This window comes from Pantoea phytobeneficialis (assembly GCF_009728735.1).
In the GTDB taxonomy this organism is placed as follows: Bacteria; Pseudomonadota; Gammaproteobacteria; order Enterobacterales; family Enterobacteriaceae; genus Pantoea; species Pantoea phytobeneficialis.
In genome coordinates, this window is sequence record NZ_CP024636.1 from 3,784,228 (window position 1) to 3,798,736 (window position 14,509).

The window sequence follows — 14,509 nt, forward strand, 5'->3', positions numbered from 1 at the left end:
TTCCCGGTGTTTTTGCTCCCCTGCCGCTTTCATTCTGAAGTACTCCGTCTCCTCATCATCGCTGTTCAGCAGAAAGACCACCTGCTGCGTCTTATCCACCAACACCTCCATTGCGCTGTTCAGGCTGCGAAAGACTTTGTGATAATCCTCTGCAAATTCCTGTGCCGCCTCCCTTAACTGCGTCTGCGCCATATCCGGGTCGAAATCTTTAATACCCGGCTCCGGGAGATAATCTTTCAGCCTGGCCGATTTACGTCTTCTGGCCTCCACGGCAGCCTGGTCCTTATCCCGCTGGATTCTGGCCTGCCTGCGGACCTCCGGACCGGCCTGCGTGTCTGTGGCGCGCTGATAGAAAGGCGTCTGCAACAGCGTTTTCAGCGCATAACGGTTGATGCGCCAGCCGGTTATCCAGGCCATCTGTGCATCGGCGGCCACTTCAATACATACCGGGGCCTGAGTGGGCTGGTAATCGGCGGCCTGTAGATCATCAGGGGTGTCGGGGGTGGGGAGATTAAGGGTGTGCTCGCGCCAGGCGTTGAAGCGATTTACAAGTGGTACATCAATGACAAATTTCTCTTGTATATCAGGTGACATCAAACGCCACTGTTGGCCCTCTAAGGCTTTAGGTAATGATACTGGCGGCATTTTTAAGGGGGCACCTGCTTCAAATGCCGTTGCATATAAATCATGTAAGGTAACCTGAGAAAGTAAAAAACTATCGTCCTGCCCGCACCCTTTTCCCTGATCCCCCCGTTGATACCCGCCCCCCACATCAGAATGCATGCCCGGATACATCACCTCGACGCTGTTCGCCGGATACTTCCCGTTGCTCCGCCGGATGGAATCCAGCGGAAAACACAGGCGCTGCTCATGGGAAGACACCAGATGCACACAGCGTTTAATCAGGCCGCCGTAGGTGGTCTCATCCGGCAGCGCCAGCGTGCCATCCGCCCACGACATATGCCCGTCAGCCAGAGGGGCCATATGTGCCACTCCCACCGAAGCCACCGTGTCCAGCAGACCAAGAAACTCCACGCTGAGGGGAATTTTCATCCCCTCCACCGCCAGACACTGCTCGGGTCTGTCTTCGNCCGCTGCGGGAGGGGGCAGCAGTTCACTGAGCCAGCTGACAAAGGCACGCGCTGCCGCTGCTCCCCGGGAAAAGCCGTAAATATACAGTTTGATACCCAGCAACTTCGGTTTGCCCGGCTCCGGCTGCTCCAGTGCGTTTTTCAGCCGGGCTTTCAGCGCCCGCAGCTGCCGGGTAAATTCCTCATAGCGGTTATGACTGCCGCCAAAACCGAAATGGGCCCAGCTGGTTTTCATATTTTCCAGCGCTGCGCGGCTTTCGCCATTGGTCATCCACAGCTCTGTCAGGGTAAACTTCAGCACATCAATAATACGCAACAGCGCCCAGTTAATCCGCCCCTCCCCGTTACTGGCGAATGCCAGCCCCCACGCGCTGTAATCCAGGTCATCAATTTCCGGGAACGGCGTGCCCACGACGGGAATATAGAATTTGAAATAGTTCTCCGCCCCGATATCGAATAACTGCGCCTGTTGTGCACCGACACCGCCAGCATAACCACTGCCGATGGTGGCACTGAACAGCCGGGCGATATTGGTCGGATGTGGCGGGTCAGACAGATACAGGTCGTTATTCAGGTTATTACCGGTGCCGTCGAAAAACAGGCTGATATGCAGCGTTTTGCAGCAGGGAGGCTCCACCCGCCGTCCGGCAGCCAGACAGAGCTCCTGACGATACGCCCGCTCCCGGCTGTTCTGCTTTTTGCAGTTTTCGCCCACCAGCGTGGCAGCCGCCGGTAAACGGCCCTGCGCCGGAAATGCCGGGGGATACCAGACCTGTGCTTTGTCGGTTATTTCGGACATACCTTCGGCTCCTCCATCCTTAAGGGTTCTTTAATCGGGTAGTTCGCATTTCGCGGCGACCAGCAACTGGTGGTCACCTTAATCTCGTCGCAGGGCAGGAAATGGACCGTGATGCCGCAGGTATCCTGGCCGTTATAATCCGGCAGCGACACTGTCTTACTGAGCTGGCGTTTTTGCGCGTGGTTCTTTTTCGTCCAGGCCTGATATTTTTCCCAGTCAGCAAATCCGGGAAAATCATCAGAAGATCCAACCCCGCTCTCCCAGTCCACCCTCACCGTCATTCCCGGCTGCCATTTCTCCGGAACGCTAAAACAACAGCCTCCCCCGCCGCCCTGATACGGGCCGATAATATCGATGCCGGACTGACCATTGATGCTGAAGCGATTAATTGCCCAGTGGGTGTGATTAATCGCTTTAATCACCCCGGCCCCGGCCTTTAACGGCATACAGATCGACAAAAACGCCATACCGGCTAAAAAAGCGGCACACGAAATACGACGGATTATTTCGGACATACTTTCGGCTCCTCCATCCTTAAGGGTTCTTTGATCGGGTAGTTCGCATTACGCGGCGACCAGCAACTGGTGGTCACCTTAATCTCGTCGCAGGGCAGAAAATGGATGGTGATACCGCAGGTATCCTGACCGTTATAATCCGGCAGCGGCACCGTCCTGGTATGCTGGCGGCTCAGGGCCTTCATTTCTTTTTTCCAGGACAGATATTTTTCCCAGTCAGCAAATCCCGGAAAACCCTCCATATCACCCACCCCGGTCTCCCAGTCCACCCTCACCGTCATTCCCGGCTGCCATTTCTCCGGCACGCTAAAACAACAGCCCCCCCCCGCCGCCCTGATACGGGCCGATAATATCGATGCCGGACTGACCATTGATGCTAAAGCGATTAATTGCCCAGTGGGTGTGATTAATCGCTTTAATCACCCCGGCCCCGGCCTTTGACGGCATACAGATCGACAAAAACGCGATGCCGGCTAAAAAAGCGGCACAAGAAATACGACGGATTATTTCGGACATACTTTCGGCTCCTCCATCCTTAAGGGTTCTTTAATCGGGTAGTTCGCATTACGCGGCGACCAGCAACTGGTGGTCACCTTAATCTCGTCGCAGGGCAGGAAATGGACGGTGATGCCGCAGGTATCCTGGCCGTTATAATCCGGCAGCGGCACCGTCTGGCTGTGCTGACGGTTCTGTGCCTGCATTTTCTTTTCCCAGGCTTTATATTTTTCGTAATCTGCAAACCCCGGAAATCCTTTGGTAGATGCTTCACCGCTCTCCCAGTCCACCCTCACCGTCATTCCCGGCTGCCATTTCTCCGGCACGCTAAAACAACAGCCCCCCCCGCCGCCCTGATACGGGCCGATAATATCGATGCCGGACTGACCATTGATGCTGAAGCGATTAATTGCCCAGTGGGTGTGATTAATCGCTTTAATCACCCCGGCCCCGGCCTTTGACGGCATACAGATCGACAAAAACACCATGCCGGCTAAAAAAGCGGCACAAGAAATACGACGGATTATTTCGGACATACTTTCGGCTCCTCCATCCTTAAGGGGTCTCTAATCGGCAGCGAGTATTACGCTGTTCAGCACAGGTATCGTTTTACGCAGCGGGTGAATGTAGCCATGCTTATCCACCAGCCACACCAACGCTCTGATCTTCCAAAGACAGCACAATGCCCTGCTCAATATCCCAGCCCAGCTTCAGGACGGTGGTTTTATGCCCGGCAGCGATCAGCGTCAGTAGTTGTTGGCTTAGTACCGGGAGAATCTGTTGGTTCAGCAGATTGTCGATATTACGTGCGCCGCTATCCGGCAGCAGGCAGGCGGAGGTGAGGGCGTCATACAGGTTTTCTTCAAGCCTGGTACAGACGCCATAGTGTTGAGCCAGGCGTTGGCTGACCAGGTCCAACTTCATGGCAACGATGGTGCGCATCGCTGCCGGTGTGAGTGGCCGGTAGATCACCGTCTGGAAGCGTGCCAGCAGGGCTGGCTGGAAATGGTCACGCAGCAGTGGACGTAACCGTTCCTGTAGCTCAGCATCGCTGGTGTCGGGATGCTCCTCCAGGAGTTGCATCAGTGGATCGCTGCCGAGATTAGAGGTCATCAGGATAACGGTATTGCGAAAATCGATCTCGCGACCTTCACCGTCGCGCATAACTCCGCGATCGAATACCTGATAAAACAGGTTCAACACATCAGGGTGCGCTTTTTCCACTTCATCCAGCAGCACCACGCTATAGGGACGCTTACGTACCGCTTCCGTAAGGATACCGCCCTGACCATAACCGACGTATCCCGGAGGTGAACCCTTAAGCTGACTGACAGTGTGCGCTTCCTGATATTCGCTGAAGTTGAGGGTGATAAGCGAGCGCTGACCACCGTAAAGGGTATCCGCCAGCGCCCGGGCGGTTTCGGTTTTTCCGGTGCCGCTGCTACCCACCAGCAGAAATACCCCTTGTGGGCCATTTTCCGCCGCGAGGCCGGTTTTGGTTGCCCGCAACCGTTGTGCAATTGCATGCAGCGCGTGATCTTGTCCAACAATGCGCTGAGCCAGCACGGTGTCCAGCATCAGCAACTCACTCTGCTCGTCTTTCATTAGTGAGGAGAGCGGGATGCCGGTCCAGTCAGCGACGACATTCGCCACCGTGCGTGCGTCCACATCGAGCGCCAGCAGTGGTGCAGTCTGCTGAACCTTAATCAGCTCATCCTGTAGCGCGGCAATCTCCTGTTCGCGGGAAGGATCGCTGCGGCAAGCCAGCAGCTGTTCCGTTAGTTTTTTTTCCTGTTGATATCGCGTTTCCAGCACAGCCAGATCGTCATTGTGCTGGCGGATAAGCTGCCGGGTCTCCGCCAGGCGATTGTTGCCGTCATAATGGCCGACAGCACAATCCTCCAGCAATGCTTGTTGTTCGATCTCAAGCGCGACAATTTGCGCCCTGAGTCGTACCAGCGATTCCGGCACAGTGTCCAGGCTCATGCGTACCCGCGCACTGGCGGTGTCCAGCAGATCAACGGCTTTATCCGGCAGTTGGCGGCCCGTCAAATAACGCCGCGACAGGGCCACCGCAGCACGCACCGCCTCGTCTGAAATGTAGACGCCGTGGTGTTGTGCATAGCGGGGTTTCAGGCCGCGTAGCATCAGGCAAGCGGTTTCATCATCTGGCTCATCAACCTGCACACGTTGAAAACGCCGTTCCAATGCTGCATCACGTTCGAAATATTGTTTGTATTCACTCCAGGTAGTGGCCGCGATAGTGCGGAGTTCCCCCCTTGCCAGTGCCGGTTTCAGCAGATTGGCAGCATCGACGCTACCCGCCGGATTGCCTGCGCCGATCAGGGTATGGGCTTCATCAATAAACAGCAGCACCGGGCTGGTTGCCTGCTGTACTGCCGCAATGATATTTTTCAGCCGTTGTTCAAACTCACCTTTTACACCCGCCCCCGCCTGGAGCAGGCCCGCATCAAGAGTACGAACGCTAACTGACTTCAGGCTATCCGGTACGTTTCCCTGCACGATACGCAGCGCCAGCCCCTCCACCAGCGCGGTTTTACCCACGCCAGGTTCCCCCACCAGAATCGGATTGTTTTTGCGTCGGCGAGCGAGGATATCCACCATCTGACGGATTTCATTGTCACGCCCAAATACCGGATCGATATGGCCAGCGCGGGCGCGGGCAGTGAGATCAAGGGTAAAACGATCCAGCACCGCCTGATGTGCATCGTGTTTTACACCGGGAGCAGGCAATGCCGCTGCGGCACTAAAAATCTCAGGCGGTCTGACCCGCTCATCGGACTGTTCTTCAAGCAGTGGGCACAAGCGATCAAGCTGAGTTTTACCCAATGTCAGTAGCGGCCAGAGTTCATCACACACCAACAGCGCTGGGGTATCCACGATCGCCATCAACACATGGAGCGTGCGAATCTGAGTGCTTTCATTTTCCAGCGAAGCACACAACCAGCTCTGCTTCAGCAATGTTTGCAAGCGAGCTGAAAGCGAGGGATTGCTGCGTACGGTACGAGGCAGAGTATCCAGATACCGCAACAAAGATTGCCAGATGGCATCCAAATCCCATGCATAACGACGGGCGATCACCGTCAGATCACCTTCACCTGCCTCCAGTAACTTCAGCAGCCAGTGTTCAGGCGTGATCTCTGCGTGGGTTCGCGTCTGACATAAACAGGCCGCAGCCTCGAGGGCTCGCGCGCAGAAGGGATTGAGGCGTCGCAACAAAACGGCGGATTGATGTTCCATATCTCTTTCTCCAATTCAGGCACGCTACCGCCCCTGGCCGTAACCCATGCCCATCAGGTGTTAACTTCCGGTGTTATTTGCCGAGCAGAATAAAAGCGGGCGGCAATGCCGCCCGCGCTGGTTAGCCAGCCGCAACCGCGACAGGTCGCGCATTCCACTCATCAGAATGAACAAGGTTGCCGTCTTTATAGTTCCAGGTGATTTTCTCGTAGCGCAGCTCAATCTCTTCCAGGTGATTACGCTTCTCTTTGGTGGTGTCTTTGATGTCATGCATCAGTGGACTCACCTTCACCACCTTTACTTTTTCCAGCTTGATGTTGAAGTACTCCACTTCGTTCCCACCACTATCGATGAGGTAATATTTCAGTTCAGCACTGTCCAGCGTCTGGCCGGTAGTCACTGCCTTATAGAGATAGGGGCTGGAGGAGTCGATCGCTTTGGTAAACTGCAATGGCGCATGGATACGTGTGCCTGTCACCTTGCCGGTGTTGTCATCGGTGGGGATATGCACCTGATGTTTCATTGCAACCACCTCAATGCTTCCTTCACGGTTTTCAGCCTCGACCGAGCCTTTAATCGCCCCGCCGCCATCGTCCTTCAGCCACAGATAAACTGGAATCGCCATAATTTTCACTCCGTTAAGTGTTGATTACCGTCACCATCCCGTGATGACAGCAGGGTGTCATCTGGCACCTGACAGGCATCTGCCTGCGGCACCAGATGGATTTCGACACGCCGGTTGGTCTCGCGCCCCTCCGAGGTATCGTTGGTAGCAAGAGGACGACTGACACCGTATCCCTGCACCGCAAAGCAGCTCTCCGCTATAGCACCGGTGTCCCGCATCCAGTTACGCACGGCTTCGGCACGTTTCAGTGAAAGCTGCTGATTAAATCCGGGATCGCCGGTATTGTCGGTATGGCCGCTGATCACAATCAGCCAGCCCGGTCTGGCTCGAATGCCAATCAGGGCATTAATCAGTACTTTGGTAGAGCCCGACTTCAGCTCTGCTTTGCCAGAATCAAACAAAGCCAGGCTGTCAAGCTGGGCAATCGTCGGTTGGGGTTCAGGCTGATGTGGATGCAATGGAGAAGGCTGCCAGCTACGGATAGCATTCAAGACGGGCAGGTGCAGACGCTCACCACGATACAGCCCCAGTCCCAGATACAAAGGTGCACCCTGTCGAGCCCAGTGGTTCAGCTGAGCAGCATCCTCTCTCAGTACCGCAACTGCCGCCGCTTTTGGCGCTACCTCAGTCATGGCAATAGCCTGGTAACTGGCGAGATCAAACGCGATACGACGGATAAGCGACTGGTTGTGCCATGCGCTGCAACTCATCGCGATGATCGCGGAGACAAACAAGCCCGTCAGGACAACCGGCAGCACCCGGCGAAAAGGGGTAAAGCCCTGCCCGCGAGGTAACAAGGGTAGGAAGAAATCAGGTTGGGCATACTCATCCTGGTTTGCCGACCAGCCAGCAACCGACTGCAAGGTGGTGTGCCTGGACAGCCATTGCCGCCAAAGTGAATCCGGCTGTTCCTGCACCAGCGCGGATTGCAGCGCGCTGAGGATGGCATAAGGTGGCACTGCATCAACATCCGGATGCTGCGCAGTAAAGATCTGGCGCACCTGCTGGCCGAAACCGCGCTCCACCGAGTTAAACAGCACCTGCTGCTGTAGCACGGTGCTATCCGCCTTTGCTAACCACTGCTCGATGGATTGTGGTGCCTGTCCCTGGTACCAGATCTGCGTTCCCGCCTCTGAGGTCGTAACTTGCCACAGAGGAGTTGCCGTCAGCGTGACGTTGCCCGCCACTCTGATGGTTATCAGCAACGGCAACGCCTGCCGCGTTTCACGCCGCAGCACACCAATTTGCCAACGTAATTCATGAAGCTGGTTTTCCAGCGCTGAGTGTTGTGTATGCTGCTGCGGATTAACGCTGATACAGACGGCAATCTGCCCACCCCAGCCAGGACGACATTGCAGCAACTGACGCAAAACATGCTGGAGCTCGCTGCTGGCCATGATGCGTATCCAGCACCCCTGTGGCACGAGTCGGACAAATTCTCCCTGCGGCCAGCCCTCTGCGTCATCGCCGCAAGACAGCACCACCGGCAGGCGATAGTCCGCGTCTGGCAAAGCCTTACTGAATGACGGAGCAGAATGTAGAGGGCGACGGAAATCAGCCCACCACATCTTCCAACGCTGAAGTGCAGACTTCATCCTTTCACCTCGGGCAACAGTGTCGCTATCAGTTGATCCAGCCAGCGATCCAGCCCCCACCACAAAGCCAACAGCAGCAACGCGGCAATTCCCAGGCGAACCGGCCAGTGGCTCAACACGCCCTGCGACAAACCGCTGCCAGCCCCAACCAACAGAGGCTGATCAGTGGTGAGCGAGCAAGGGGGAACACGTTCATTGAGCGCCCCGATCAGGTTTTGACGCTCCGTAACGTCCAGCGACGGATAGCCGCCAAGGAATCCCAACAACATCACCCGATGAAAGCACTTCACTACCTGAGCATCCGCAGCGGGCTGGCTAAGTACCTGCCGCATCCGGTCACACAACGTTTCACCGGCATCGATGGTATGCAGAAAGTGCCCCTGAAGCGGCAGGTGATACCACTGCGTGCAGGCATCATCCTGCACGCCACGCCCCTTGACCGCTTCATCGAGTAATGCACAATGCGCGCGCAGGATATCGTGACGGCTTTCGTCACTGACGCCTGCATTACGCAGGACTTTCTGAACCCGCTCGATGTCAGTCACGCAACGCTGCCATAACGCTTTGCCCTCTCCCTCCCTGAATTGTGGCTGATGCCGAAGACCGATGACCTGGAGCCAGCAGTTCAGCATCAGTGCATCAATATCCACGGGACTTTCCAGTTGGTTGTCACTCATGTTCTTAGTACCGCAAAGAGTTCAAGTTCCGGGTCCCCCAGGGTACCGGGGACGTAAAACATGCAGCAGCCGCTCTCCAGCATCGCGCGTGCTGCCGGATGCGACAGGTCGAGTGAGAAATATTGATTTTCCAGCCGCAACGGAATGGCGGCTGGAACATGGCTCAATGGCTGGAGTGGAACCCCCAACTGTGAAGTGTTCACCAGGCTGACAACATCATCCGGGCTACCCACTTTGCACTGACGTGGAACCTGTTCCTGAAGTTGCACCACGGGTAAGGGTGAGCGTACGGAAAGATAGAAATCCGCCTCTTCACGCAAACGAGGATCATTGAGGCGAGCACGCCACTGGCGCAGCCTGCGATCATGGCTCATCTCAATCGCCACCACGCGTGAAGGCAGGCTGGCTTCCAGCAGCTGGGAAAGCAGCCTCAATAACGGCGGAAATACATTGTTGAGATCATCATGCTGATAGCAAGGTATCGCGTTGACCTGGTGCTCAAGGGAAAATGTCAGCAAACTACCCGCCAGCCGTGCCAGTTCCGGATATAACCGCTCTGGCGCGCTTTGCGGATAGCGCAAGAAATTTGCCAGTACCGGCTCAGCGCTGTTCAACGCATTTAACAACCAGAACAACGACACATCTGCGACAGCGAAATCAGCCATACGCTGGTTGCTTTCACGACGCATCCCCATCAGACGAGCCAGCCGCGCACGCAGCTGCGTCATCAGTTGTTCCAGAGAAGTCATTAACCCGCAATGTCCACTCATCACCAGCAGCGGGGGAAGAAACTGACTGTCAATTGTCCAGGTTCCCTGCGCATCCCGTTGCAGACGCACCAGTGGACAGGTCAACCAATCGCTGTTGTCCTGATGGGCAAAGCGCAGCGCCAGCTCCGGATGCAACACGGCAATCTGTTTTGAGTCATCACCAAACAGATTGCGAATGTCGCGCCAGTGCTGACGAAAACGCACCGGACGTTCCGCCACCTGATCGGGTTGCAGACAATTGCCGCCGTTGGCGTACATTTGCGGGAGCGCCAGCACCACGACCCCCTCCTTGTGCTCAGAACTCAATGTCAGTGTCGGAGGGAGTGGATCGGCATTTTGCGTATCAATCAACGTTCCATCGCGAAAACGGACCCGCAGATGCCGGGGCTGAAGCCGACCCTGCCTTAGCGATTCCAGTTCAAACTCAGCCTGAAATACCCCCCAGGGATGATTGAGCCCCATGTTTGCCAGACACTCACTGCGCCAATCCATCCAGGCCGTCTGCTGTTGGAAATGCTGGGGCGAGATCATCACCCCCCGCCCCCACAGCGGTTGTTCGGTTTTCATCCCTGATTACCACCCTTACGATTTCGCTTTTGGCATCTGTGAAACCAGCGACAGGTTGACATCCATGCCTTCCACCTGGAAATGCGGCACCGCGAAAAACTTCACGCGGAAAAAGCCGGGGTTATCTTCAATGTCCTCCACCACCACCCGAGCGTCGCGCAGGGGGTGCGATGCCTGAAGATCATCGCCGGGATCAGTCATCTCCGTGACCAGGCTACGTACCCAGGTGTTCAACTCCATCTCCAGCAGACGTCGATCCTTGGTGGTACCGATATTTTCACGCTGGATCATCTTCAGATAGTGCGCAATTCGCGATAGCAGAAAAATGTAAGGCAGTCGTGCGTTGATGCGGCTGTTGGCGGTGGCATCGGCAGTATCATACTGAACCGGCTTTTGCGTCGAATTAGCCGAGAAAAAGCAGGCATAATCGCGGTTTTTGTAGTAGCTCAGCGGAATAAAGCCGAGATTGGCAAACTCAAATTCACGGGTTTCCGGGATCATCACTTCGGAAGGTATTTTTACCTGATTACCCGTGCCAAGATCGTAGAGGTGGATAGGTAAGTCCTGTACTGCACCACCCGCCTGTGGGCCGCGAATTTGTACACACCAACCATTGTGGATAAAACTGCGCACCATGTTGGCGGCAAAGGCGAAGGACGCGTTAATCCACAGATATTTATCATGATCCGGGCCTTTCACCTCCTCGACGTAGTTAAAGCTACGCACCGGCACGGTATCCGGACCATAAGGCAGACGTCCCAGCACACGGGGCATAGTCAGGCCGATATAACGCGCATCATCACTTTCCCGGAAGGACTTCCACTTGATGTACTCGGCGCGGTCGAAGTAATTGCCGATATCCTTAATGGCGGCGACCTCTTCCATATTTTCTTTCAGGAAAAATGCCGGGCCGACGGAACCGATAAATGGCATATGTGCCGAGGCCGCCACCCTGGCGATATTACGCAACAGGGCAATATCCTGGGCGGAAGCATCAAACTCCCACGCCGAGATCATCGCCGCAATGGGTTCACCACCGGGAGTGTCATACTCGCTGACATATGTTTGCAGATAGAGGCCGCTCTGGATAATCTCCGGTGAATCTTCAAAATCCTGACGCAGAGCTTCTTTGGAAAGGTCCAGTAGGGCAATTTTGACGTTCTGGCGAAAATCGGCCTTATCAACCAAAGATTTCAGACCACGCCAGGTGGACTCAACTTGCTGAAAAACGGGGTGATGCATTACCAGGTCAAGCTGGCGACTGATTTGTTGATCAAGGTGTGCAATGTGGAGATCCAGCAACGTTTTGTCGAGCTTCTCAACTTTCGAACCATGTTGTTTCAGGCATTCCAGTAGCACCTGCATCGCTGCGGTAACGCGTTCATCCGCACTGGCATCGGACATTGCCTGATTGTCCTGCCAGATGTCTAACTCACGAAGTTGCGACACCGGATTGAGATTAATTTTTTCGAACAGGGAGTTATAAATACCGGCCGAAGCTGGTCTTTCAAGCACAGTCGTTTGACCGCCAGTAGCAGTTTCATTCTTTGCAGGCATGACTATTCTCTCGTATTAATCCATTAAATGACGGGTGATTAGGCCTTTTCTGGCACCAGGGAGGTCAGTTCAGCGCGCAATTCATCGCTCAGCGCGGGATCTTTCAGGATGGCTTCAAATTCTTTGCGGAAGGTAACGTTATCGAGCAGGTTGGATTTAAGGTCGCGCAACAAATTGCGCATCGCGAGCATCGCTTTAAGTTGCGGGATTTGGCGGGCAACCTGTTCCGGTTCAAAGTCGCTGATCTCGCGGAAAGTCAGGTTCAGCCACTGTTCGCTGCCGTCAGCGGCAAGTGTATCCGGTACATTCAGATTGATGGCAGGCGAAAACTCCGCCAGTACATTGTTGAAATTGTTTTTGTTAACTTCGACTTTTTCTCGTTCAGAAATCAGGCGAGTTTCCTGACCATGACTAAAATCCCCCGTAACCAATAACTTAAGTGGCAGTTCAACTTTCTTCTGGCTCCCCCCTGTATGTAGGTCCAGTTTGATATTGACTCGCGCCTTCGGGATCTCATTTTGATAAGAATTGCTCATATTTACTCCTTGTAAAAATGGCAGGGAAAATGGCAGGACAAATCTTTCCGTGTGTAATTCTTGCGCAATATAAATGAGAGTTCTGAAGGAATGCAACGCCTGAAATTACATATTTCGGCATGTATCGCAGAAAAAAAGGCTGGCAATAAACAGTTTCGTGCAATTAAATACCAGGAATTTTCATATTTTTTTATGAAAAAAAATAAAAATATCAGATTAATAATTCGTTACCTTGAAAAAAATAACATCAATAAATTTCAAGTCATTACGTAATGCCGTCCAGTTAAAACCATCGCGTAGCTGGCAAGCATTAAGCGAAATCGTCGGCATGATCCTGCTGCTGTTACTACTCACCAGAATCTATTTGCCATTTTTTTGATCAACCCGACATTTACGCAAGCTATACTTTGGTATAGTTAAGACATTATTTCCCTGGTGTTAGCCTGAATAGATTAGGCATCCCCTCTTCCGAGGGGAATTTTTTTTGCAACCCTGACATCAGGGAAGACTATTTTTTGGATATGATTTCTATAATCCTGCGCTTTTCATCCTGATGGAGAAAAGTACAATGCAATCAAACGGAAATATCATGCAGCGTGAGCAGTATCGTTACTGCGTGCCTGGCACACGCGTGCTAAAGTCCTCGTCACAAAAAAATGCCAATTCGGTGCAACAGCATGTCATCCGTTATTTGCCAGGAATTGAAATGCGTATGCGCTATGCGGGAACCAGACAGAAAGAAAAATTAACGGTGATAACCGTCAATAATTTGCGAATCTACTGCTGGTTGTCAGGCATGCCTGAAGGGACCGATAACCAACTTCAACGCCACAGCATTCAGAATCGGAATCACAGCAGTACACTGGAAATTGATGGCGAAGCGGGAGTCATCAGCCGCGAAGAATATTATCCTTACGGCGGAACAGCCATCTGGTTAACTCGAAGCCAAATAGAAGCATGTTATAAAACCCTTCATTATTCAGGTAAAGAGCGCGACATAACTGGCCTGGTTTATTATGGTTATCGATATTATTCCTCCTGGATAATGCGCTGGATGAATCCTGATCCTGCGGGGAGGATTGACGGGCTTAATCTATTTTCCATGGTTGAGAACAATCCTGAAACCTTTAACGATCATGATGGTCTGGCTCGCAAAAATAGTGATAAAACGCATATCACTTATAAACAGGGCTTTATTGCATGGAAACAACAGGAATTATGGAAGAATCCCAACTGGGATGTGAAAACTGGTCGAGCTTTATATGGAAAAATTGATAAAACATCGCTATTGGATGAAAGTTTTATCATTGACCCTCCCAGTCACAATTACGTTTGCTTGTGGGCCAACTGTAATTACCAAAGCAACTTACAGAAAAATTACCATGCTCATCTGAAAGATATTCATTCTGATGGCCGTCCTTTTAAATGTGACTGGGAGGGTTGTGGACTGGATTATATTCACAGTAGTGGTTTGGCGAAACATTATAATACCCATACCCGGGATAAAACCTATTTTTGTGATCAGGCTGGTTGCAATCGCTCTTTTTTCTATCCGAGTGCGCTGGCACAACACCTTGCGAAGCATGAAAACTTGCGAAATTATCGGTGTGAAAAGTGTAACCGAGGATTTAATACCTCTGGTGAATTAAGCCAGCATATTAGAATAGTTCATGCTGTACGAAGAGATTTTTTTTGTCAGGAGAGCGGTTGCAAAAAAACGTTCAAATCCTTATCTGAACTTAAGATCCATATCAATCGATGTCACAAAGAGCATCGCTATTGTTGTGATGACTGCGGATTAAGTTTTTCGACACGTCGTGGATTGAGCATTCATATTAATACCCACACCGGTGATACACCTTATAAATGCCACTTCCAGAATTGCGACTATGAGGCTGGGCATCCCTTTTCTCTAACACGCCATCTTCTAAAAAAACATGAGTACAATGCGCCTGATGGGCGTTGCAAAAACACACGGTTACATTCACACCCGCATTAACGGAAACCTAACTACGTTACGG

The 14,509-nt window shown here is 53.1% G+C and carries 11 protein-coding genes and 1 pseudogene; 1 reads left to right on the top strand and 11 read right to left on the bottom strand.

All coding sequences use genetic code 11. The annotated features are described in order from the left end of the window. The 11 genes and pseudogenes from CTZ24_RS17490 to tssB form a co-directional block, all read right to left on the bottom strand. On the bottom strand, positions 1-1,890 hold a 1,890-nt coding region (locus tag CTZ24_RS17490; RefSeq protein WP_208724220.1), incomplete at its 3' end, for a T6SS phospholipase effector Tle1-like catalytic domain-containing protein. Next, positions 1,878-2,357, bottom strand: coding sequence for a Tli1a family immunity protein (gene tli1a / locus CTZ24_RS17495; RefSeq protein WP_437180280.1), 480 nt, complete (start codon positions 2,355-2,357; stop codon positions 1,878-1,880). The genes CTZ24_RS17490 and tli1a (CTZ24_RS17495), both read right to left, overlap by 13 nt. A gap of 35 nt (positions 2,358-2,392) precedes the next feature. Then, a pseudogene (gene tli1a, locus CTZ24_RS17500) lies at positions 2,393-2,852 on the bottom strand (Tli1a family immunity protein). A 56-nt stretch (positions 2,853-2,908) separates the two neighbouring features. Continuing rightward, positions 2,909-3,388, bottom strand: coding sequence for a Tli1a family immunity protein (gene tli1a / locus CTZ24_RS17505; protein ID WP_244634052.1), 480 nt, complete (start codon positions 3,386-3,388; stop codon positions 2,909-2,911). A gap of 148 nt (positions 3,389-3,536) precedes the next feature. After that, positions 3,537-6,161 carry a type VI secretion system ATPase TssH gene (gene tssH / locus CTZ24_RS17510; protein ID WP_208724223.1) on the bottom strand — a complete coding sequence of 875 codons (2,625 nt, stop codon included), beginning with the start codon at positions 6,159-6,161 and terminating at the stop codon, positions 3,537-3,539. 121 nt (positions 6,162-6,282) lie between these two features. Beyond that, positions 6,283-6,786, bottom strand: coding sequence for a type VI secretion system tube protein TssD (gene tssD / locus CTZ24_RS17515; RefSeq protein WP_208724224.1), 504 nt, complete (start codon positions 6,784-6,786; stop codon positions 6,283-6,285). Positions 6,787-6,791: 5 nt separating this feature from the next. Then, a complete protein-coding gene (locus CTZ24_RS17520; protein WP_208724225.1) occupies positions 6,792-8,381 on the bottom strand; it encodes an OmpA family protein in 1,590 nt (529 codons plus the stop codon). Further along, entirely contained in the window at positions 8,378-9,058 is a 681-nt protein-coding gene (gene tssL / locus CTZ24_RS17525) for a type VI secretion system protein TssL, short form (protein ID WP_208724226.1), read from the bottom strand. Before tssL ends, CTZ24_RS17520 begins: the two co-directional genes overlap by 4 nt. Then, complete coding sequence (gene tssK, locus CTZ24_RS17530; RefSeq protein ID WP_208724227.1) at positions 9,055-10,395, bottom strand: type VI secretion system baseplate subunit TssK; 1,341 nt, start codon at positions 10,393-10,395, stop codon at positions 9,055-9,057. Before tssK ends, tssL begins: the two co-directional genes overlap by 4 nt. A 15-nt stretch (positions 10,396-10,410) precedes the next feature. Then, a complete protein-coding gene (gene tssC, locus CTZ24_RS17535; protein WP_208724228.1) occupies positions 10,411-11,952 on the bottom strand; it encodes a type VI secretion system contractile sheath large subunit in 1,542 nt (513 codons plus the stop codon). Between the two features lie 38 nt (positions 11,953-11,990). Further along, on the bottom strand, positions 11,991-12,488 hold the full coding sequence (tssB, locus tag CTZ24_RS17540; protein WP_021183490.1) for a type VI secretion system contractile sheath small subunit: 498 nt from the start codon (positions 12,486-12,488) through the stop codon (positions 11,991-11,993). 568 nt (positions 12,489-13,056) lie between these two features. On the opposite strand from tssB, the gene CTZ24_RS17545 reads away from it, so the two are divergent. Then, positions 13,057-14,487: an RHS repeat-associated core domain-containing protein gene (locus CTZ24_RS17545; protein WP_208724229.1), complete on the top strand. Its 1,431-nt coding sequence runs from the start codon at positions 13,057-13,059 to the stop codon at positions 14,485-14,487. Positions 14,488-14,509 lie beyond the last annotated feature (22 nt).